Raw genomic sequence first — 20,534 nt, 5'->3', positions numbered from 1 at the left:
GGCACGAGGTAGAATTCCCAGGCGATCTTTCCAGTCTTGGCGTCGAGCCCGTACATGCGGCCCTTCACGCCTTTGTAGTCGCCGCCGGCTTGGCCGACGTACACCATGCCGTCCCAGGCGATCGGGGCGGCAGGCACCGTCTCGCCGATGCTCGGATCGGCGATCGTCGTCTGCCACAGCCGCTTGCCCGTCTTGAAGTCATAGGCCAGCACCTGTCCGTCCTGGGTACCGCGAAACAGCATGCCGTCCCAGTACGATGCGGCCAGCAACTGCCGCTGTCGTGAAACGGTGACCACTTTGAGGCTCTTCTATAGCTGGACTTGCGCGCATTTGTGGCTCCCCCGATGACACTGTCTGGCTAACCTGTTAGTAGTTCCCGGCTTTCGGATGCAAAGGGATGCTCAGAATGGTGCGCGATCTGAAGGTTCGATCGCGTCGCCGCGTCCAAAGTACGGTCTTAGTTTTTTTCGTTTTTCTGTTTGCGATCTTTCTGAGCGAGACAGTTGCGCTGGGGGAGATCGTCAACCGGTCGCCGCGCGTGCTCATCCTCCATCCCTACGACGAGAGGCTTCCCGCGACGGTCATTGTCGGAGAGACAGCAAGAAATCGATTGCTGGAAGCGACAGCAGGCAAGATCGATCTGTTCTCGGAATTTCTCGATCTGTCCAGATTCCCCGAGAAGTCCCACATCGACCGCATGGCGCGATATCTCGCCGAGAAGTACGCGGATCACCGCCCGGATGTGATCATCGCTGTCGGCGAGGCAGCGACCAGCTTCATTGTCAACCATCGCGACAGGATCGCCCCCGAGGCGAAGATAATCTTTTGCTGTTACGACAGCGCTTCGAAAATGAACTTACCCAGCGATGTGGTCGGGGTTTTCAGCGAATTAGACATCACGAAAATACTCGAAATGGCTCGAGGCCTCCAGCCGAACGCAAGGCATCTTTTCATCATCGGGGGATCGTCGACCTTCGACCGTTCATGGCTCGCATCGGCCCGTGCTGATCTTGCCGTTCCCGCCAAGGACTATGAAACGACCTATCTGGATGATTTGACGATCGATGAATTCGTCGAACGCGCCGCACATTTCCCGGCAGACAGCATTGTTCTGTTCCTGACCGTTGCAATGGATCGCACTGGCCGTAACTTCATTCCGCGGCAAGCACTCGAACAGATCGCGGCCACGGCCAGCGCGCCAATTTACGGCCCTTATGACACTTACATCGGCCACGGCGTTGTCGGTGGCAACGCTGTCACCTTTGAATCGATAGGGCGTACCGTGGCCGGCATCGCGGTCGATGCCCTTGCCGGAAAGCCGATCGCAAATATCGACGTGCCACAGACCTATTTCGTCGACGCAAGACAACTGAAGCGCTGGGGGTTGTCCGAGAACGCCCTTCCGCCCGGAACCGTCCTGAGTTTTAAGGAAAAGACCCTATGGGAAGAACATTGGCAGGCGATCCTCGGCGTGCTCGCCGTCGTCGCGCTGCAGGGCATCGTCATCACCGGGTTGTTGATCGAGCGTCGGCGCCGCTTTGCCGCGCAAGGGGAATCTGGCCTGCGTCTCCTCGAACTGGTGCATATGAATCAATCCGCGACCGCAGGCGCGTTTTCGGCATCGATCGCACATGAGCTGAACCAGCCTCTGGGCGCCATCCGCAGCAACGCAGAAGCCGCGGAAGCCATACTCCAGAGGAAGACACCGGATTTGCAACTCATTCAGCAGATTCTCGTCGATATCCGCGAAGACAATCAGCGCGCCGGCGATATCATTGCCAAGCTGCGAGCATTGCTGAAGAAGCGAAGCGAGATCGACTGGCAGGAGTTCGACCTGAACGACGTCGTCAGCAGCGCGATCACCATCCTGCACGCTGAAGCCGAAAAAAGGAGCGTCGTCGTCAGTGCCGGTAAAGCGGTACAGAGATTGCTCATCAGGGCCGACAAAGTGCATATGCAGCAGGTCATTCTCAATCTCGCCATCAATGCGATGGACGCCATGCTCGACGCGGCGGCGCCGGAGCGCAAGCTGATGTTTCAGACGATGTTGACAGAGGAATCGGAGGTCCAGGTTTCGGTTTCCGATACCGGGGGCGGCATCCCTAACGATCAGCTCGGCACTGTTTTCGACCCTTTCTACACAACCAAGCCGGCCGGCACCGGACTGGGCTTGTCCATCGCTCGCGCCATAGTCGAGACCTATGGCGGCAAGATATGGGCCGACAATCGTCCGGAAGGCGGCGCTGTATTTCGCTTCGTTTTGCCGCTTGCCAATCGCGTATGAACCCATGCAACCGATCGTTCACATCGTCGATGACGACAAGTCGTTTCGCACAGCGGTCGGACGGGTAATGGAGGCCTCGGGCTTCCGAGTCGCCTCTTGTGGGTCGGGCGACGAAAATTCTGACACGTCTACCAAGCTCCAAACCCGGCTGCATTCAGTCCATGCGCAGGCAAAAGGGTGGCGCTTCCCCTTAGGACAATATGCGCGGTCCTGTCTTGGACCTAGGATAGGGTCGATTGGAGTGCGCATGTCTGCGCTGGCTGAGGAAGTCACAAATTGGAACGTGCCCCACGCACCGTGGCTGTCGTGGAAGACGATCCCAGCATGCGCAGGAGCGTCGAGCGATTACTGAACGCACATGGTTTCGTGACGGAGGGATATGCGTCGGCCGAAGCCTTTCTCCACCGTGACACCAAGAGCCGGATCGGCTGCCTGGTGCTCGATATCCATCTTCGCGGCATGTCAGGCATCGAACTACGGCACCAATTGAAAAGCGCCGGTTCCAAGCTCCCGGTTGTCTTCATCACTGCGGTTGATGACAAGGCACTCGAACTGCAGGGCGCCCAGGCAGATTGCGTCGCCTATCTGCACAAGCCATTCCCGGCCGTCTTGTTGATCGACGCTGTCAACAAGGCACTGGGAGCGGCGTCAACCGATTGAACGGCTGAAGGCGTTCTTGATGTCCTTTGAGGCAATTCGGCTTGGATGTCCTCAGTTGGCACGACCTGCTCGTTCGGCACACAAGGTCACTTCCAACAGCGACCACCGTCAAAGGACGCGTCCAACACCACGGTAATGGGGGGGTCAGGCCATATCATTTGGATGCTTAACACGGGTTTAGGCTCGTCAAGCAATAGCCAAACCCCTGATCTCGTAGCAACTATGTCGTAGTAGCTGCCGCCCACATCGTAAGGAGAGTAACGCAAGGCATTAGCGTCACCTTCGACAGTGATGGCGACGGGCATCCTGCCTTCCCAACTACACCGGAACTGCATTGCTGCTTCCGCACCCGAAGGCACGAGGAGTACCCCCAATGCAAACAATCCAGTGAGTGCCGGTCTCATCTTCAAACGCCCTCCCAACGGTTGCCGGAAGCTTACATCATCTGCGACGATCAAGGGGGGAGAACTTGGCAATTGGTTACTTGATTGGGAAGTCGAGATGAGCCGCATCTAGCGGCTCTCGCGGGGTTGATCATTTGCTGCCAATCGTCGCGCGACCACAGCACCACGGAAATCCGGGAGGTCTTCCGTGGTTCATGCAGTGTACGAAAGCCCCGTTCTTCGAGCTTGGTTACACCTGCCCGGTCATTTTCATCACTGCCGTCGATGATGACGCGCGAAAACCGCAGGCGACCCAACTGGGGTGGGTGCAGGCGGCGCCAATGTCGACTGGGATATCACAGCCGCACTTGGTTACCGCATCAACGACCGCTTTTCGGCTGTTGCCAGCTATCGTGCGCTCGGCGTCAACCACAACAATGACGGCTTCATCTTTGATGTCGTCCAGGAAGGCCGATCATGGGACTGCTAATCCGTCTCTGAGATTCGGATCCGGTAGGCAGGGGGCAGGCCGAGCAAACGGGCGAACCGGCCGATTGCCGGTACCAGCGAGCTGCGCAGTTCTTTTGTCCGGGTGGGCGCGGTGCGAAAAAGCGGCGGGTCTATGGGTAAAGCCGGGGTTGACCGGTCGCGTCAAGCAGCTACGCGGCAAAGAGAAGCTGCGCCACGCATCACTGCTGGATTTCCGGGATGAGATTTGAGGTTTTGCCCAGGCCTAGCGGGCACCGGCTGTCAGTTCTTCAATTTCAATCCACTCGTTCTTTTTCGCATGCCACCGAGAGAAACCGAAAGTGCCCAACTCGTAGGATTTTCAGCGCCTCTGTGCGGAGCTCATCGAGATTGGAGTAGAGGCTCCTTGGGTCGTGGCGGCTGTCAGTGCTCGTCTAGCAGTCTAGGGCAAAAGAACCTAAATGCGGATTTATAGCATCGTTCTCCCTGGGGAGGGCGCGTCGGTTGGCATTGGGATGGCCGGCACGACCTGACGATCGGACGCGCTTCAAGCACTGGAGCGATTGTTAGGCCGATGGCCCACGCGGGCACCGAACCACTTGGCTAGAAATATTCGCACGATGCAGGGTACCCTCTGATCGTTAACGCGGCGATCCGATCAGAACCGAAATCTGGCGCCGATGATTGGTCCCTGCATCGCTACGTCATACACAAATCCGTCGTTGTTGTAGTCTACGGCAAGGTAGCGATAGCCGGCTTCCAGCGTGACCGTATCGCTGTAGCGATATTGAAGTGTGCCCTGCACCTGCCAGTCAATGTCGGCGCCAACACCGAAGCCACCGACATCCGCCTCGCCATGGAGCCCGAATCCGTTGCCGAGAGCAACATCGCCGGACGCACCAATCAGCGGGTCGACCCAAGTCTTGCTGCCGCTGGCCTGCCCCAGAACGCCGCCGAGAGGGCCAGTAACGGTCAAATCCGTGTCGATATTCCAGAGCCGTCCGCCTGCCAGAACGTCCAAGGTCGCGGTGCCATTGTCGAGAACCTATAAGAGCCGCCGAAGGTCCACAGCACTATCTTCATGTTCGCTTATCGGGACCGCAGATTGCGGATTTGCGCTAAGTGTTTGATTTATCTGGTACGCCCAAGTGGAATCGAACCCCTGTTACCGCCGTGAAAGGGCGTTGGGCGGTACTGAAATTCGTGCAAAGCCATCCTATCACGCCGATCGCGGCAATCATCAGATCAGGCCCATAGCGAGACCAGATTCTGTAGATATGCTGTAGATCAGCCGTTTTCCGGAGATTTTTGGGATCGGCTAAGTCTTTGAAAATGTTGGCTCCCCGGGCCGGATTCGAACCAGCGACCAACCGGTTAACAGCCGGTTGCTCTACCACTGAGCTACCGGGGAACAGCGCTCTCATGTGAGTGGCGCAGCCTATAGCAAACCCGTTTCGCCTTTGCAAAGAAGCATTTCGTATTTTTTCCGGGCTTTTTTGCATGACGATTTCTGGCAATCGCCGGCGAGGGCCCTCATATGAGCGGTTCTGCTCACTGCCGTGGAGCGAAAAGGCGGTTGCGGCATTTACCGGCGGGTGTCTTTAATCACAGGAACTGGGTTCTGGCTTCGATATGACTGCAGCAGGCGAACACGCACCGGCGCGGAAGATCACGGTCTTTGGCCGTGAATTCACCATGCCGCGCTCGCGCGCGCTCAGAATCGTCATCGGCGTCGTCCTGATCCTGGGCGGCATCCTCGGCTTCCTGCCTATCCTGGGCTTCTGGATGATTCCGATCGGATTGCTGGTGCTTTCCTATGAATTTGCGCTGGTGCGCCGCCACCGGCGCCGGCTTGTCGTGTGGTGGGAGCGCCGGCGCCGGCCGGATTGACCTGGCCAGCGGACCTTTCCAGATCAGCAGAAGGCGTATCGAGCCCCGACGAGGAAAGCGTCGGGAATGACGTGCGAGCGCTTGACGACTTTCTGCCGCCAACATATTGAGTCCGCTCGGAACGCCGGGAGCAACGAGGCCTCGTGGCGGAGTGGTTACGCAGAGGACTGCAAATCCTTGCACCCCGGTTCGATTCCGGGCGAGGCCTCCAGTTGCCCGGGCTCCCTTTGGAGCAGGGGTTCCGGTCGAATGAGCCGCGGTCCTGGCGCGGCAAGCGCATTGGTTTTGGGCGCATTGGTTTGGGCGGATTGGTTGGAACATGAGCGCTGATTTCTCCGAACGACGCGTGAAGATGGTCGACGGCCAGATCCGCACCACGGACGTGACCAGCGCGCCGCTGCTCGATGCCATGCTTTCCGTGCCGCGCGAGGCCTTTGTCGGCGCGAACCAGCGCGATCTCGCCTATATCGACGAGGACATCCGCATTTCCGACGGCGCCAATGGCGGCGCGCGCTACCTGATGGAGCCTTCGCCGCTCGCCAAGCTGCTGCAGCTGGCCGAAATCGGCGCCGGCGAATCGGTGCTCGATGTCGGCTGCGGCACGGGCTATTCCTCGGCCCTGCTATCGCGGCTGGCGAGATCGGTTGTCGCTCTGGAGAGCGATCCGGCGCTGGCGGAAGCCGCCGGGTCGACGCTGTTGGCGCTGGGCTGCGACAATGTGGCCGTGGTCACCGCGCCGTTGGCGCAAGGTCATGCCGCCAAGGCACCTTACAACGTGATCTTCATCGGCGGCAGTGTCGAGGACGTACCGGTCTCGCTGTTCGACCAGCTTTCCGAGGGCGGGCGTCTTGTCGCAGTCGAGGGACAGGGCAATTCGGGCGTAGCCCGGCTTTTTTTCAAATCCGGGGGGGTTGTAACCGGAAGACGCGCATTTAATGCGGCAATTAAGCCACTACCCGGATTTGAACGTATTCATGCGTTTGAATTCTGAGCGGTTTTGCCTTGCAGCGAAGGCGATGTCATGATCGCTTGCATTTGAACAATCGTTGCTGATTTGCATAACCGGGTATTTTGGGGGCAGTCAGCGGGGGAACGATATAAAAGCGCGGCGCCAGTTAATCGGAAGAGAGCTGGTGTGGCGTAGTTCCCATGCAAAACGAATGAGGGATATCACGTGCCGTCCGTACGCAAGAGTGTTTTAGCCGCCATCCTCGTTTCCGCGACCGCGCTTTCGCCATTGAGCGCCTCCGCGGAAAGCATGACCGGCGCGCTTGCCAAGGCCTACCAGAACAATTCGCAGCTCAATTCCGCCCGTGCCGGCGTCCGCGTCACCGACGAGGGCGTGCCCATCGCCAAATCGGGCTGGCGCCCGACGATTAACGGTTCGGCGAGCATTGACTACTCCAGCAGCCATCTCAATGGCACCAACCAGAGTGTGCGGCTGACCACCGGCAATTTCGGCGTCCAGATCGACCAGATGCTGTTCGACGGCTTCCAGACCAAGAATAATGTCGCGGCCGCCGAAGCGCAGGTTCGGGCCTCGGTCGAGAGCCTGCGCAACAACGAAGAGAACACCCTGTTCAACGCGGCAAGCGCCTACATGGATGTGATCCGCGACCGCCAGGTGGCGGTGCTGACGGAGCAGAACCTGCAGTTCCTGACCGAGCAGGCGCGCGCTGCGCGCTCGCGCTTCGAGGTCGGCGAGGGCACGCGCACCGACGTCGCCCAGGCCGACGCCTCGCGTTCTACCGCCGTGGCGCAGCTGAGTGCGGCCCGCGCGCAGGCGCTGGCCAGTGCCGCGACCTACCGCCAGATCGTCGGCGACGAGCCGGGCAAGCTCAAGGCAGCCTCGCCGCTGGCGAGGCTTTTGCCGTCGAGCCTCGACGCGGCGATCACCATCGCGTCCGCCGAGCACCCGGCCATCCTTGCCACCCAGCATCTGGTCGATGCGGCGGGTTTTTCGGTGAAGTCGCAAGAGGGTGCGCTGCTGCCGCAGCTTTCGGCCAATGCCGGCGTTTCCAGCGCCTATCGCAACACCGTTCCCGGCGTCCTGAGCACGCAGGACGGCACGACCAATTCGGCCAGCATCGGCGCGACGCTGACCATCCCGATCTATTCGGGCGGCCGCACCTCGGCACTGGTTCGCCAATCGAAGGAATCGCTCAGCCAGGCACGCATCGAAGTCGATGTGAGCCGCGACCAGGTGCGTCAGGCCGTGACCTCGGCATGGACGCAGTATACCGCCGCGCAGCAAAGCGTCGCCGCCAACAGGCAGGTCATTGCTGCCGCGCAACTGGCGCTCAACGGCGTCATCGAAGAGCGCAATGTCGGCCAGCGTACCACGCTCGACGTGCTGAATGCGCAGAACGCCGTCATCAGCGCCAAGATCAACTTTGCCGCCTCCGAGCGCGACGTGGTGGTGGCGAGCTACGCCATCCTGTCGGCAGTGGGGCGACTGTCGGTCGATCGCCTGGCGCTGAACGTGGTGAAGTACAAGCCGGAAGAGCACTACAACGCCGTCAAGGACAAGTGGATCGGCCTGCGCACCCCGGACGGGCGCTGAGGCACATCACAGCCGGGATTTTGGGAGCGCCGCGTATCCATGGATACGCGGCGCTTTTTCTTTGTTGAGCCCCTTGCCCAGCCGGCGGTCTTTCCAGTTGGGCGCGCGAGCTAATCTGTTGAAATCCAACATCTCCCCAGAATGGGGATTCTCGAATGACGATCCGTCGGTTACCCTGTCGCCATGATTCGAATCCGGCTTTGCCGGAACGGAAATCGAGAACGGGTCACAAGGGCGGCGGATGTGACGATGGCAACGGCAAGCAGCGCTCAGCGCGAACCTTCCATGGAAGAAATACTGGCTTCCATCAGAAGGATCATCGAAGACAGCGACACCGGCCGCAAGCAGCCCGGTGATGCCGGCGAGCTGCGGCAGGATCTCCAGCCTGCGCCGGCGGCGCCGGATGTGGATGCGTTCCGCGCCGAGCTGCGCGCCGAAGCGGACACCAGGAAGCCGGTTTCGCTGGCGGAGGTGCAGGCGCAGCTGGCGGCCGAGCCGGTCATAGCCCGCATGGAAACGGCCCGCATGGAAACCAGGGTGCGCCCAGAGGCGACTCCACCGGTCACGCCGAAGGCGCCGACGACGCTTGCCGAAGTGAGCGCCAGCATCGCTGCCGAGCCGAGGTCGGCCGAGCCGGCTTCTGTCGCCGAGACCAGCGATGCCATCGTAGCCGACTGGCGGCGCGAAATCGCCGCCGTGGGCGAAACGGCGAAGGCTGCGGGCACCGCCAGAACGGACACGGTCGAGGCGCGGACGTTTGACGCCGTACCGGAGGTCGAGATCGCCGAGGACGAACTCGCAGATGAACCTTTTTTCGAACCTGCCGCTTCCAGCGGCGGCATGCCCCGCCAGTCCGATGCCGTTGCCGCCCGTCCGGCGATCCTTTCCGAACACGCGGGCCGTCAGGTCGCCGCCGCCTTCGGCGAGCTTTCCGATGCCTTTGCCAGCCGCAGCAAGAAGACCTTCGACGAGATGGCCGAGGACATGCTGCGGCCAATGCTGCAGGACTGGCTGGACAACAATTTGCCGACGCTGGTCGAGCGGCTGGTCCGCGAGGAAATCGAGCGCGTCGCGCGCGGCGCGCAATAGTCTGTCGGGTTGCTCGAAGTGACAGGCGCTGCCTTTGGGCGGCGTTTTGTCAGTTGGGTGCCCCCGCATTTCGTTGGGAGCAGGTGCCTGCTACCCATACTCGATGAGCCGCAAACGAGTTTACAGCTTCAGGTTGGGCGCAGAGGTGCCGATGCTGAGCGACGAAGAACATGCCGACGTCGTGCGTGATGCGCATGAAACGATAGATGCAGTCATGGCTTACCGCGCCAAAACCGGTGCATCCTTGGATGAGGCGCAAAAGGCGCTGCCTCATCCCTCTGCCGATCGATACCACAAGCTTACCGGTTTCAAATTGTGGACCGCCTATGACGTGTTCTATGTCCGCCGTTCCGACTATGGCCGCGATTGCCCGGACTGCGGCAAACCATACCGGACGCCAAAGGCAAAATTCTGCGCCGAATGCGGGCATGGACTTCCCGCAAAGTAACAGAACTCATTAGGCCAACTCAGGTGGAACAAACGCGCGGCGCTTGCGGTTGACTCGGCCCAGACCTTCCGATTTACACCGGACCCAGCAAATCCCGACAGCCCGGACCGCTTTCCATGCTTGAAAAAACCTACGACGCCAAAACCGTCGAGCCGAAGATCGCCAAAATCTGGGAAGAGGCCGACGCCTTCCGCGCCGGTGCGGGTGCGGAGGAGGGGGCGGAGGCCTTCACCATCGTCATCCCGCCGCCGAATGTCACCGGCTCGCTGCATATGGGCCACGCGCTCAACAACACGCTTCAAGACATATTGGTGCGCTTCGAGCGCATGCGCGGCAAGAACGTGCTGTGGCAGCCAGGCATGGACCATGCCGGCATCGCCACGCAGATGGTGGTCGAGCGCCAGCTGATGGAAAAGCAGATCCATCGCCGCGATCTTTCGCGCGAGGACTTCATCGAGAAGGTCTGGGAGTGGAAGGCCGAATCCGGTGGCGCGATCTTCAACCAGCTGAAGCGGCTCGGCGCCTCCGCCGACTGGTCGCGTGAGCGCTTCACCATGGACGAGGGCCTGTCCAAGGCCGTCCTCGAAGTGTTCGTGACGCTCTACAAGGAAGGGCTGATCTACAAGGACAAACGCCTTGTGAACTGGGATCCGAAGCTGCTCACCGCGATTTCCGACCTCGAGGTCGAGCAGCAGGAGGTCAACGGCAATCTCTGGCATTTCCGCTATCCCATCGAGGGCGTGGCCTTCGATCCGGAAAACCCGAAGACCTACATCACCGTGGCGACGACTCGTCCCGAGACGATGCTCGGCGACACGGCGGTGGCGGTGCATCCGGACGACGAGCGGTTCCGGCATCTGGTGGGAAAAAATGTCGTGCTGCCGATCGTCGGGAGAAAAATCCCGGTTGTGGCGGACGAATATTCCGATCCGGAAAAGGGCTCGGGCGCGGTCAAGATCACGCCGGCGCATGATTTCAACGATTTCGAGGTCGGCAAGCGCCACAAGCTGCCGGCGATCAACATCCTGACCGCCGAGGCGGCTGTGACGCTCAAGGACAATGAGGATTTCCTCGCCGGCCTCGAGGTGACGCCGGAGCGCCAGGCCCTCTGGGACGAGCTCGACGGCCTCGACCGTTTCGTCGCGCGCAAGAAGGTCGTCGAACTGATGGAGGCCGGCGGCTTCCTCGACAAGATCGAGCCGCATCGCCACACCGTGCCGCATGGCGACCGCGGCGGCGTGCCGATCGAGCCGTTCCTGACCGAGCAGTGGTATGCAAATGCCGGCGAGCTCGCCAAGCCGGCGATCGCTTCGGTGCGCGAGGGCCGCACCAACTTCGTGCCCAGGAACTGGGAGAAGACCTATTTCGACTGGATGGAGAACATCCAGCCCTGGTGCATTTCGCGCCAGCTGTGGTGGGGCCACCAGATACCGGCCTGGTACGGGCCGGACGGGCGCGTCTTCGTCGAGAAGACCGAGGAGGAAGCGCTCGCCGCGGCAATCGAGTATTATCTGGCGCTGGAAGGGCCCTGGAAGGCCTGGGTCGAGGACAAGCTCGAGAACTTCAAGCCGGGCGAGATCCTGACCCGCGACGAGGATGTGCTCGACACATGGTTTTCCTCGGCGCTGTGGCCGTTCTCGACGCTGGGCTGGCCGGATCAGACGCCAGAGCTCAAGACCTACTACCAGACCGACGTCCTGGTCACCGGCTTCGACATCATCTTCTTCTGGGTCGCCCGCATGATGATGATGGGCCTGCATTTCATGGACGAAGAGCCGTTCCACACCGTCTATGTCCATGCGCTGGTGCGCGACAAGAACGGGCAGAAGATGTCGAAGTCGAAAGGCAACGTCATCGACCCGCTCGATCTCATCGATGAGTATGGCGCCGATGCGCTGCGCTTCACCCTGACGGTGATGGCGGCGCAAGGCCGCGACGTGAAGCTCGACCCGGCCCGTATCGCCGGCTACCGCAACTTCGGCACCAAGCTGTGGAATGCGACGCGCTTTGCCGAGATGAACGAGGTCGCGCGCAATGACGATTTCTGGCTGAACGACGCCAAGCTGGCGGTCAACCGCTGGATCCTGACCGAGCTGACGCGCGCCGCACGCGAGATCACCGACGGTATCACCTCATACCGCTTCAACGATGCGGCGGGTGCTGCCTATCGTTTCGTCTGGAACCTGTTCTGCGACTGGTACCTGGAGTTACTGAAGCCGGTGTTCATGGGCACGGACGAGGCCGCCAAGGCCGAGAGCCGGGCCTGCGTCGCCTTCGTGCTCGACGAGATCTACAAGCTCCTGCATCCGATGATGCCGTTCATGACCGAGGAACTGTGGGCCGAGACCGCAGGCGAAGGCAAGGAGCGCGCCTCGCTGCTTTGCCACGCCGCCTGGCCGTCGCCGGACTTCGAGGACGCGGCCGCCGCCGCCGACATCAACTGGCTGGTCGATCTCGTCTCCGGCATCCGCTCCGTGCGGTCGGAAATGAATGTGCCGCCGGCGGCGATCGCGCCCCTGGTGGTGGTCGGCGCCAGCGAGGAAACGCACCAAAGGCTCGAACGCCATGCCTCCGCCATCCAGCGGCTGGCGCGGGTCGGCGACATTTCGCTGCAAGATGCCGCCCCCAAGGGCTCGGCGCAGATCGTGCTCAACGAGGCGACGATCTGCCTGCCGCTCGGCAGCCTGATCGACCTGACCGCCGAGGCGGCGCGGCTGCAGAAGGAACTGGCCAAGGTGACCGAGGAGATCGCCCGCCTGCACAAGAAGCTGTCCAACGACAGATTCGTTGCCAGTGCGCCGGCCGAGATCGTGGAAGCCGAGCGTGAAAAACTCGCGGAATATCGCGAGGCGCAGGAGAAGCTTTCGGTGGCTCTCGCTCGCGTCCGCGATGCCGGCTGAGCGGCAGATTCGTGCCGTGCTCGAACGGCCTTGGCCGGCCGTTCGCTGCCTTAAAAACAGACATTCCGCTACGTTAATATTGACGTAAACGGAATGTTTTAGCCCCATTGTTGCCATAATGTAACAATTGGGCCAAATGCCCGCAAAAATGCCTGTTTTTGGGTCTTTTCGGGCCAATCTTTCAAATTTTTTCGGCCGATTTGGGTCGGTGAGACCATTTTAGGCCCCTGCCGTAAGGTCCATCACTTTGTCGAAAATGCGTTTGGCAAGGGTGTACATGTACGCCCCGCGAATTCGTTGTTGCGCCGTTAACCCGAATTGGTTCTAGCTTGATGCACCGGTATTTTCGGGGAGGGAATTCATGAACTATTTGCGTCTCAAAGCACTGCTGGGGGCAGGGTGCTTTTCGATGGCTTTGATTGGGACGGTGGTGGTGCCGGCACATGCCGGCGGTATCGAGCGCGGTGGCTACGACATCGATCTTCTATTCGATCCGGCGCCGTTCGCCACGGAGGCCGAGGCCACCTTTGTGATGCCGCAACGCAAGCTCAAGAACGCGGTGGATACCGATCCGTTCAATGGCACCCTGACGGGTATGAGCACGGCCGATGACAGCGAGAGCTATTGGGTGCCACGCATCGGAGCCAAGGCAACCATCGGCTATGGCGTCGACTGTATGGTGGACTATTCCCAGCCGTGGGGGGCGCACACCGCACCCGGTCGGTGGAATGGCGCCCAGTCCAACATGGAAACCGATATCAAGAGCGACAACTACGCCGCGACCTGCTCCTACAAGATGGATGCTGGCAAGGGCCAGCTTCGCTTCATCGGCGGCGTCTTCTATCAGGAAGTCTATGGCTTCAAGGAAAGCCTTGTGTCGCCGCTGGTGCCCGATTTCGGCGGCACCGGTCGTGTCGATCTCAAGGGCACAGGCTGGGGCTGGCGCGCTGGCCTAGCTTACGAAATCCCAGAGATCGCGCTGCGCGCCAGCCTCGTCTACAACTCGCAGGTCAAGCTCGACAACCTCTCCGGTACGCTCGACCTGACGAATGTCGGCTCACTTGGCTTCCCGATCTATGGCAGCGCCTCGATGCCTGACTCGGTGGAAATGAAGCTCCAGTCCGGCATCGCACCTGGCTGGCTCGCCTTTGGGTCGATTAAGTGGGTGAACTGGAGCGTGTTGCAGAGCATTCCGATTTGTTCGCAGGCCTCCAAGGGTCTCGCGCCCTGCACGACGGTTTCCCCCTTTCCGGTTAGGATGACATCGCTTGATCTGATGTATCGCGACGGTTGGACGGTCACCACCGGCATCGGCCACAAGTTCAACGACCAGTGGAGCGGTGCAGCCCAGATTTCATGGGATCGTGGTACCTCACACGGCGTTGGCTCCCAGAGCGATACCTGGACTCTGGGTGGCGGTGTCGCCTATACGCCGAGCCCGAATGTCGAAATTCGCCTGGCCGGCGCGATCGGTGTGCTGACCAGCGGCCATTCCGGAACCTTGACCGACGAGAACGGCTATGTGGCCGGCACGGACGTCAGTTACGACTTTGGCAACGATCTGGTCACGGCCATTTCGGGCGGCGTCAAGATCAAGTTCTAAGTCTCTGGAAAGTCACATAAAAGGCCGGGCATCGCCCGGCCTTTTATGTTTGAAGTGGTGACGCTGGACAGTGCCGGCAAGCGCCTGCGTTGCTTATAAGTCGCAGCATCGCCACCTCCTACGATTGTGACGTTTTAGCAACAGTTTATGAACAACCCCCGCGCTACAGTTCCGGTCGGAGGAATTGCCTATTTCCCGCCATAAACCCGGCGCACCTCGAATATGTCTCGGGACACGCGCCAAAAGGCTCGGCGATGGGGCAGGCCGCGCCGCCCGCGGCAAGGACGAGTATGGACGCCAAAGTAATCTCCAAGGCCAAGCTTCCCAGTCGCTACGTGACCGTCGGTCCGGCGCGTGCGCCGCACCGTTCCTACCTCTATGCGATGGGGCTGTCGGCGGCCGAGATCGCGCAGCCTCTGGTCGGTGTCGCCAGCTGCTGGAACGAGGCGGCGCCGTGCAACATTTCATTGATGCGCCAGGCGCAGGTGGTCAAGAAGGGCGTCGCGGCCGCCAGCGGCACGCCGCGCGAATTCTGCACCATCACCGTCACCGACGGCATCGCCATGGGCCACCAGGGCATGAAGTCGTCGCTGGTGTCGCGCGAGGTCATCGCCGATTCCGTCGAACTCACCATGCGCGGCCATTGCTATGACGCGCTGGTCGGCCTCGCCGGCTGCGACAAGTCGCTGCCCGGCATGATGATGGCCATGGTGCGGCTCAACGTGCCGTCGATCTTCATCTATGGCGGCTCGATCCTGCCCGGCAGCTATCGCGGCCGGCAGATCACGGTACAGGACGTGTTCGAGGCCGTCGGCCAGCATTCGGTCGGCACGATCAGTGACTCAGAACTGCTCGAGATCGAACAGGCCGCCTGTCCTTCGGCCGGTTCCTGCGGCGCCCAGTTCACCGCCAACACCATGGCCACGGTTGCCGAGGCAATCGGGCTGGCGCTGCCCTATTCCTGCGGCGCGCCGGCGCCCTATGAGATGCGCGACCGCTTCAATTTCGCCTCCGGCGAAAAGATCATGGAACTGATCGCCAAAAACATCCGGCCGCGCGACATCGTCACGCTGAAGGCGCTGGAGAATGCGGCGACCGTGGTTTCGGCCACTGGTGGTTCGACCAATGCGGCGCTGCACCTGCCGGCGATCGCGCATGAGGCCGGGATCAAGTTCGACCTGTTCGACGTCGCCGCGATCTTCGAGAAGACGCCTTATATCGCCGACCTCAAGCCGGGCGGCAAATATGTCGCCAAGGACATGTTCGAGGCTGGCGGCATTCCGCTCTTGATGAAGACGCTGCTCGACCATGGTTATCTGCATGGCGATTGCCTGACGGTGACTGGCCGCACTTTGGCCGAAAATATGCAGCATGTTTCCTGGAATGACAGTCAGGATGTGGTCCGTCCCGCCAACCGGCCAATCACCCAGACGGGCGGTGTGGTGGGCTTGAAGGGCAACCTTGCCCCCGAAGGCGCGATCGTGAAGGTCGCGGGCATGTCGGAACTGAAATTCTCCGGTCCGGCGCGTTGCTTCGATTCGGAAGAGGAGTGCTTCGAAGCGGTTACGCAGCGCAACTACAAGGAAGGCGAGGTTCTCGTCATCCGCTACGAGGGTCCGCGCGGTGGTCCCGGCATGCGCGAGATGCTATCGACGACGGCGGCTCTCTACGGCCAGGGCATGGGCGGCAAGGTGGCGCTGATCACCGACGGACGCTTCTCCGGCGCGACACGCGGTTTCTGCATCGGCCATGTCGGGCCGGAAGCAGCCGTGGGCGGCCCGATCGGGCTGCTGAAAGACGGCGACGTGATCTCGATCGATGCGGTCAACGGCACGATCGAGGTCGATCTGTCCGATGCGGAACTGGAGACGAGGGCGAAGAGTTGGAAGGCGCGCACGACCGACTATCAGTCGGGCGCGATCTGGAAATATGCGCAGACGGTTGGGTCGGCTCGCGACGGCGCGGTCACCCATCCCGGCGGTGCGAAAGAAACACATTGCTATGCGGATATCTGAGGTGTTGAGGTCGTCTGTCTTTTCGGCACTGGTCGCTGTAGCGACCTTGGGCGCCGTGGGCCAGGCCATGGCCTTCGACGACAAGGTGTTCGACGACAAGACCGGCGTGAAGCCGCAGTCCAGCCCGTGGGCGGTTTTCCAGTTCGGCTTCTCCGCCTACAAGAGCGGCCACAAGGAACAGGCGGTCGAGGCTTACAAATATGCCGCCGAGAACGGCCAGATCGGCGCCACCTGGAAGCTCGCACGCATGTATGCCGAGGGCGACGGCGTGACCCGTGACGACTATGCGGCGTTCAAGTTCTTCTCAGAGATCGTCGACCAGGATGTCGAGCCGGGGTCGCCGGAGGAAAGCTACGTGTCGGATGCGCTGGTGGCGCTCGGCGACTATCTGCGGAAAGGCATTCCCGGCAGCCCGGTCGAGGAAAACGAAGTGGCGGCGCAGGAATATTACATGCGTGCGGCCGCCAACTACCGCAATCCGAATGCCCAGTTCGAGATGGGCCAGATGTTCCTGAAAGGCGAGGGCGGCGTCAAGGCGAGCGTCCGACAGGCTGGGCGCTGGTTCCAGCTCGCCGCCGAAAAGGGCCATGCCGGCGCCCAAGCGACGCTCGGCAACCTCCTGTTCCAGAGCGGCAAGATCGTGCGCGGGCTGGCGATGATGACGGCGGCGCTTGAACGCGCGGCACCGGCCGACCAGCCGTGGATCCGCAACATGCAGGAAGAGGCGTTTGCCGCCGCCGGCGAAGCCGACCGCCGTACGGCCATCTCGCTGGCCGACGACATCCTCACCAAGGGCGGCGGCGACCAGTAAGGCGCCAACGACCGAACTGCCGAGATTCACGACGATCGCACGTTGACCGAAAGGTAAGCGATCCTTCGCGCCCCCCTCTGTCCTGCCGGACATCTCCCCAATAAGGGGGGAGATCGGCTCTCAGGCAAATCAGTTTTCGGTCGACTCCGTCGGCACCAGGCTTGGCACCGGTGTCGAGATCGACGTGGGGTGCAGCCGCGGCGGTGTGTTTGCCGGGCAATCGTCGTGGATCTTGGTCCACGAGGTGTTGTTGAGCACCATCTCGCAGCGGGCGAGGTGGCTCTCATCACCCAGTGTCAGGCAGGCGACCTGACCAACCTGGAATGATTTGCCGTTGGCGAGGCATTCCTGCGCGGCGAGAACCGGCGTGGCGCCTGCCATCGCAAGCGTGGCACTTGCCATCGCGAGCCCGCAGACAATCGGGCAGAGAACGGATCGGATAGTCATGGGAACCCCGGCCACCATGATGATTTCGCATCAAACGCGCGATTTGTGGCGATAAGAGGTCCGCTTGGCTCGTGCCGGCCCGCCCTGGCCGGGCCGCTCAGGCCGGCTGCAGCGCCAGGTCGATCGCTACCGGCACATGGTCGGACGGCTTTTCCCAGGCGCGCACATGCTTTTCGATCGAGGCCGAGGAAAAGCGATTGGCGGCTTCGGGCGACAGCAGCAGATGGTCGATGCGGATGCCGTTGTTCTTCTGCCAGGCCCCGGCCTGATAGTCCCAGAAGGTGTAGGCGTCTGCCGTGTCGGTGACGGTGCGCACCGCTTCGGTGAAGCCGAGATTCTTCAGCCGGCGGAAAGCCTGCCGGGTCTGCGGCTGGAACAGTGCGTCGCGCAGCCAGTTTTCCGGGAATTTCGCGTCGATCGGCTCGGGGATGACGTTGTAGTCGCCGGCCAGCACCAGCGCCTCTTCCAGCAATAGCCGTTGCTCGGCCCAGCGTTCCAGCCGCGCCATCCAGGACAGCTTGTAGGGAAACTTCTTCTCGTCATCGATCGGATTGCCGTTCGGCAGATAGAGCGAGGCAACGCGCAAAGCGCCCTTGTCGGTCGAGAACACGCCTTCGATGAAACGCGCCTGCTCGTCGGCGTCGTCGCCCGGCAGGCCGCGATTGACCTCGTCGAAGCGCAGCTTCGACAGGATGGCGACGCCATTGAAACCCTTCTGGCCATGGGTCTCGACATTGTAGCCCAGCGCCTCGATCTCGGCGCGCGGGAACTGCTCGTCGACGGTCTTGATCTCCTGCAGGCAGACGATGTCGGGCGCGCTTTCCGTGAGCCAATGGGTGAGGTTGCCGATACGGGCGCGAACGCCGTTGATGTTCCAGGTGACGATTTTCATGGCAGCCTCAGGAATCTGGCGGAAGACGTTCGACGAGGCCGATCGTATTGCCTGCCGGGTCCTTTAGAAAGGCCATCCATTCGCTTTCCCCCGCCGGCCCGAACTGACCCTCCGTATCACGATGGACGAGCGCCGGCGGCGCGGTGAAGGGAATGCCCGACGCCTTCGCTTCGGCGTGAAAGGCTTCGAGCCCCGCTATGTCGAGATAGACGATCCCCGCCGGCACGCCATCGGTGAAGAACAGGCGCACGTCGCCGGCCATGATGAAGGCGATGCCGGGCGGATCGTAGCGCGCGTGGACGCGCATGCCGAGCACGTCGCGCCAGAACGCTAGCGTGACGTCGAGGTCGCGCCCGGCCGAGAGCGCGACCTGACGGACCGCGCCGATGACAGGCATCGCGATGTCGCTAGACTGAGAAACTGGTGCCGCAGCCGCAGGAGGCGACCGCGTTCGGGTTCCTGATCTGGAACGACTGGCCCATCAGGTCGTCGACGAAATCGATCACCGAGCCGCCCATATAGACCAGTGACAGATCGTCGATGAGCACGGTGGCGCCGTCCTTCTCGATGGCCACGTCGTCGTCGTTGCGGGTGTCGACCAGGTCGAACTTGTAGGAGAAGCCGGAGCAACCGCCGCCTTCGACGGAAACACGCAACGCCGTCTTGCCGGCTTCGCCCGAAACAATCTTGGCGATTCGCTTGGCAGCGGCGTCGGTCATCTCGACTTTCATGGCGGTCTTGGCATCCGCGCCCATGGGCGTCACCTTGCTTTCGGTTTCATATGATAGGTATGAAGCGCGGGGGACCAAGTCAACTGGTGGATGAATGGGCGAGCGGCAAGACAGGGATGCTCTCGGCGACATCGGATTCGGCTATCGGCCGCGCGCGGCCTATGCCAGCGATCCGGCGCGCTCGCGCGGGCGGCTGTTCGACGAGCTGGAGAGCCCGACCCGCACGCCGTTCCAGCGCGACCGCGACCGCATCATCCATTCGACGGCCTTTCGCCGGCTGAAGCACAAGACGCAGGTGTTCGTCGCCCATGAGGGCGACCACTACCGCACAAGGCTCACGCATTCGATCGAGGTGGCGCAGATCGCGCGGGCGCTCGCGCGGGCGTTGCGCGGCGACGAGGATCTCGCCGAGGCGGTGGCACTGGTGCATGATTTCGGCCACACGCCCTTCGGCCATACCGGCGAGGAGGCGCTGAACGAGAAGATGGCCGCCTGGGGCGGCTTCGACCACAATGCACAGTCGCTGCGCGTGGTGACGCGGCTGGAGCGGCGCTATGCCGAATTCGACGGGCTGAACCTGACCTGGGAAACGCTGGAAGGGCTGGTCAAGCACAACGGCCCGCTGACGGATGCGAACGGCAAGGGCCTGAAGGGTCCGGTGCCGCAAGCGATCCGCGACTATTCGGAATTGCACGACCTGGAACTCGATCGTTTCGCCGGCATCGAGGCGCAATGCGCGGCGATCGCCGACGACATCGCCTACAACACCCATGACATCGACGATGGCCTCAGGTCGGGCTTCCTGACGCTCGACATGCTGGAAGGCGTCACCCTGCCGGGCTCGATCCTAGTGGGCGTGCGCGCGCGCTATCCGGCGCTCGATGCCGTGCGCACCGGGCACGAGCTGATGCGCCGGCAGATCACCATGATGGTCGAGGACGTGATTGCCTCCACCACCGCCAACCTCAAGCGCCTGAAGCCGGAAAGCGCCGATGCGGTGCGGGCCGCGGGCGAGACGATGGTGACCTTCTCGGCCGGCATGGCCGCGACCGAGAAGGAACTGAAGGCCTTCCTCTATAAGCACCTCTACCGGCACAGCGAGGTGATGCGGGTGCGTGGCGATGCCGAACAGATCGTCAGGGACCTGTTCGACGTCTATTTCGCCGACCCGCGCGCCATGCCCGACGGCTGGCGGGAAGGTCTCGACCGGGCCGAGGATCGCATCAAGGCGCGCAGCGTCGCCGATTTCCTGGCCGGGATGACAGACACTTATGCCCTCAAGGAGCACAGGCGCTTGTTTGACCATACGCCGGATTTAAGCTAGGGCGGGCGCGATTTTGCCGGCCAACG

18 protein-coding genes, 2 tRNA genes and 2 pseudogenes are annotated in these 20,534 nt (G+C 61.7%); 15 read left to right on the top strand and 7 right to left on the bottom strand.

Annotated features, from left to right (window positions below; translation table 11 throughout):
- Positions 1 to 17 precede the first annotated feature (17 nt).
- A pseudogene (locus tag ACSQ3Z_RS15030) lies at positions 18 to 242 on the bottom strand (outer membrane protein assembly factor BamB family protein); the annotation flags it as partial.
- A gap of 164 nt (positions 243 to 406) precedes the next feature.
- On the opposite strand from ACSQ3Z_RS15030, the gene ACSQ3Z_RS15025 reads away from it, so the two are divergent.
- From ACSQ3Z_RS15025 to ACSQ3Z_RS15010, 4 genes and pseudogenes are all read left to right on the top strand, one after another.
- Positions 407 to 2,284 (top strand): sensor histidine kinase, encoded by a 1,878-nt coding sequence (locus tag ACSQ3Z_RS15025; protein WP_436172124.1) that lies wholly within the window; start codon positions 407 to 409, stop codon positions 2,282 to 2,284.
- Between the two features lie 4 nt (positions 2,285 to 2,288).
- A pseudogene (locus ACSQ3Z_RS15020) lies at positions 2,289 to 2,439 on the top strand (DNA-binding response regulator); the annotation flags it as partial.
- 169 nt (positions 2,440 to 2,608) lie between these two features.
- Positions 2,609 to 2,944, top strand: a complete 336-nt coding sequence (locus ACSQ3Z_RS15015) for a response regulator transcription factor (protein ID WP_436173912.1) — start codon at positions 2,609 to 2,611, stop codon at positions 2,942 to 2,944.
- A 705-nt stretch (positions 2,945 to 3,649) separates the two neighbouring features.
- Positions 3,650 to 3,817 carry a hypothetical protein gene (locus ACSQ3Z_RS15010; RefSeq protein ID WP_436173987.1) on the top strand — a complete coding sequence of 56 codons (168 nt, stop codon included), beginning with the start codon at positions 3,650 to 3,652 and terminating at the stop codon, positions 3,815 to 3,817.
- 636 nt (positions 3,818 to 4,453) lie between these two features.
- Here the strand turns inward: ACSQ3Z_RS15010 and ACSQ3Z_RS15005 are convergent.
- Positions 4,454 to 4,816, bottom strand: a complete 363-nt coding sequence (locus ACSQ3Z_RS15005) for a YfaZ family outer membrane protein (RefSeq protein WP_436172123.1) — start codon at positions 4,814 to 4,816, stop codon at positions 4,454 to 4,456.
- A gap of 315 nt (positions 4,817 to 5,131) precedes the next feature.
- Positions 5,132 to 5,206: transfer RNA gene (locus ACSQ3Z_RS15000), tRNA-Asn, on the bottom strand.
- 221 nt (positions 5,207 to 5,427) lie between these two features.
- Between ACSQ3Z_RS15000 and ACSQ3Z_RS14995 the strand changes: the two genes are divergently transcribed.
- The 10 genes from ACSQ3Z_RS14995 (at position 5,428) to ACSQ3Z_RS14950 (ending at position 17,114) form a co-directional block, all read left to right on the top strand.
- Entirely contained in the window at positions 5,428 to 5,685 is a 258-nt protein-coding gene (locus ACSQ3Z_RS14995) for a PGPGW domain-containing protein (protein ID WP_006203446.1), read from the top strand.
- Positions 5,686 to 5,822: 137 nt separating this feature from the next.
- Positions 5,823 to 5,896 (top strand) — tRNA-Cys (locus ACSQ3Z_RS14990).
- A gap of 108 nt (positions 5,897 to 6,004) precedes the next feature.
- Positions 6,005 to 6,676 (top strand): protein-L-isoaspartate O-methyltransferase family protein, encoded by a 672-nt coding sequence (locus ACSQ3Z_RS14985; protein ID WP_436172122.1) that lies wholly within the window; start codon positions 6,005 to 6,007, stop codon positions 6,674 to 6,676.
- Between the two features lie 183 nt (positions 6,677 to 6,859).
- Positions 6,860 to 8,248 carry a TolC family outer membrane protein gene (locus ACSQ3Z_RS14980; protein ID WP_436172121.1) on the top strand — a complete coding sequence of 463 codons (1,389 nt, stop codon included), beginning with the start codon at positions 6,860 to 6,862 and terminating at the stop codon, positions 8,246 to 8,248.
- Positions 8,249 to 8,497: 249 nt separating this feature from the next.
- On the top strand, positions 8,498 to 9,337 hold the full coding sequence (locus ACSQ3Z_RS14975; protein ID WP_436172120.1) for a DUF2497 domain-containing protein: 840 nt from the start codon (positions 8,498 to 8,500) through the stop codon (positions 9,335 to 9,337).
- Between the two features lie 151 nt (positions 9,338 to 9,488).
- Positions 9,489 to 9,785 carry a hypothetical protein gene (locus ACSQ3Z_RS14970; RefSeq protein WP_436172119.1) on the top strand — a complete coding sequence of 99 codons (297 nt, stop codon included), beginning with the start codon at positions 9,489 to 9,491 and terminating at the stop codon, positions 9,783 to 9,785.
- A 116-nt stretch (positions 9,786 to 9,901) separates the two neighbouring features.
- On the top strand, positions 9,902 to 12,685 hold the full coding sequence (locus ACSQ3Z_RS14965; RefSeq protein ID WP_436172118.1) for a valine--tRNA ligase: 2,784 nt from the start codon (positions 9,902 to 9,904) through the stop codon (positions 12,683 to 12,685).
- A gap of 361 nt (positions 12,686 to 13,046) precedes the next feature.
- Positions 13,047 to 14,288 carry an OmpP1/FadL family transporter gene (locus tag ACSQ3Z_RS14960; protein WP_436172117.1) on the top strand — a complete coding sequence of 414 codons (1,242 nt, stop codon included), beginning with the start codon at positions 13,047 to 13,049 and terminating at the stop codon, positions 14,286 to 14,288.
- Between the two features lie 290 nt (positions 14,289 to 14,578).
- Positions 14,579 to 16,303 (top strand): dihydroxy-acid dehydratase, encoded by a 1,725-nt coding sequence (gene ilvD, locus ACSQ3Z_RS14955; protein WP_436172116.1) that lies wholly within the window; start codon positions 14,579 to 14,581, stop codon positions 16,301 to 16,303.
- The gene (locus tag ACSQ3Z_RS14950) at positions 16,290 to 17,114 is read left to right on the top strand and encodes a tetratricopeptide repeat protein (RefSeq protein WP_436172115.1); all 825 of its coding nucleotides are present in this window, start codon (positions 16,290 to 16,292) and stop codon (positions 17,112 to 17,114) included. The genes ilvD and ACSQ3Z_RS14950 overlap by 14 nt, the downstream gene beginning before the upstream one ends.
- A 129-nt stretch (positions 17,115 to 17,243) precedes the next feature.
- Here ACSQ3Z_RS14950 and ACSQ3Z_RS14945 read toward each other — a convergent pair whose 3' ends face one another.
- The 4 genes from ACSQ3Z_RS14945 to erpA form a co-directional block, all read right to left on the bottom strand.
- The gene (locus ACSQ3Z_RS14945; protein WP_436172114.1) at positions 17,244 to 17,579 is read right to left on the bottom strand and encodes a hypothetical protein; all 336 of its coding nucleotides are present in this window, start codon (positions 17,577 to 17,579) and stop codon (positions 17,244 to 17,246) included.
- Between the two features lie 79 nt (positions 17,580 to 17,658).
- Positions 17,659 to 18,453, bottom strand: a complete 795-nt coding sequence (gene xth / locus ACSQ3Z_RS14940) for an exodeoxyribonuclease III (protein ID WP_436172113.1) — start codon at positions 18,451 to 18,453, stop codon at positions 17,659 to 17,661.
- Between the two features lie 7 nt (positions 18,454 to 18,460).
- Positions 18,461 to 18,850: a VOC family protein gene (locus ACSQ3Z_RS14935; RefSeq protein ID WP_436172112.1), complete on the bottom strand. Its 390-nt coding sequence runs from the start codon at positions 18,848 to 18,850 to the stop codon at positions 18,461 to 18,463.
- Between the two features lie 10 nt (positions 18,851 to 18,860).
- Positions 18,861 to 19,208, bottom strand: coding sequence for an iron-sulfur cluster insertion protein ErpA (gene erpA, locus ACSQ3Z_RS14930; protein WP_436172111.1), 348 nt, complete (start codon positions 19,206 to 19,208; stop codon positions 18,861 to 18,863).
- Between the two features lie 70 nt (positions 19,209 to 19,278).
- Here erpA and ACSQ3Z_RS14925 point away from each other — a divergent pair, with 70 nt between their 5' ends.
- Positions 19,279 to 20,508 carry a deoxyguanosinetriphosphate triphosphohydrolase gene (locus ACSQ3Z_RS14925; protein WP_436172110.1) on the top strand — a complete coding sequence of 410 codons (1,230 nt, stop codon included), beginning with the start codon at positions 19,279 to 19,281 and terminating at the stop codon, positions 20,506 to 20,508.
- Positions 20,509 to 20,534 lie beyond the last annotated feature (26 nt).

The organism is Mesorhizobium sp. LjNodule214, from assembly GCF_964252735.1.
GTDB lineage: Bacteria > Pseudomonadota > Alphaproteobacteria > Rhizobiales > Rhizobiaceae > Mesorhizobium.
The sequence above is the reverse complement of the archived record's forward strand: the minus strand, read 5'-3'. Positions and strand labels throughout refer to the sequence as shown.